Genomic DNA, 686 nt, shown 5'->3' with positions numbered 1-686 from the left:
ACCGTAACGCCAGAATCAATATTGACGGTATCCGTTTCGAAGCTGACCTAAAAGGAGAAAATCCAATACTTGATCAATTTATCAACGTCAAAGAAGTGTATGACCAAAAAGATCGAGGATAGAGGTTGTGAAAGAAGCGTCCAGCTCCGCCGACAATAAGTAGGAATTAACTATCTAGGAACGCATACCATGCGTAAAACAGGCGCTTATAAGGTCTATACCCAGTCAAACTATAATATTGGTTTAGTGATGCATTTATTAAACCATTCAAGTGAAGCCATGACCTTAACGTATCTTGGATTAGATCAAGCTAGTCGAGAAACGATGTTAGACCAAATTGATTTTGGGTAATGAATGTTTAGAACTTAGTAGTCGTCCAAAAACGACTACTTTTTTTGTTGAATCGTCCTTGGACGATTCAATGCTTTTGACTTGTAAGAACAGGATTGAATGAAGCCATACTGTTCGCATATTTTTAGTGGATGAACAAACAAAATACGAGAGATTTTTTGTTCGTTCATCCATGGTTTTAGAAAAAAGAGGGACGATTTCGGAAGAAGAAAATCGTCTCTTTTTTTTCTTCTTTTTGTATGACAAAAAGAAAGATCTTTTGCTCATTTTATTTTTATAAAATGGGTAGGTGGCGTTTGCATAAAGCAAATCGAGGTTCTGTTGCAAAGTTTTAC

The 686-nt window shown here is 36.2% G+C and carries 1 protein-coding gene; it reads right to left on the bottom strand.

Going from position 1 to position 686, the window contains the following annotated elements:
* Nucleotides 1-327 precede the first annotated feature (327 nt).
* Nucleotides 328-686, bottom strand: a 359-nt coding sequence (locus WMO26_RS13550) for a hypothetical protein (RefSeq protein WP_349221151.1), incomplete at its 5' end; no start/stop codon positions are given.

The sequence above is a fragment of the Solibaculum intestinale genome (assembly GCF_040096205.1).
Classification (GTDB): domain Bacteria; phylum Bacillota; class Clostridia; order Oscillospirales; family Acutalibacteraceae; genus Solibaculum_A; species Solibaculum_A intestinale.
The sequence above is the reverse complement of the archived record's forward strand: the minus strand, read 5'-3'. Positions and strand labels throughout refer to the sequence as shown.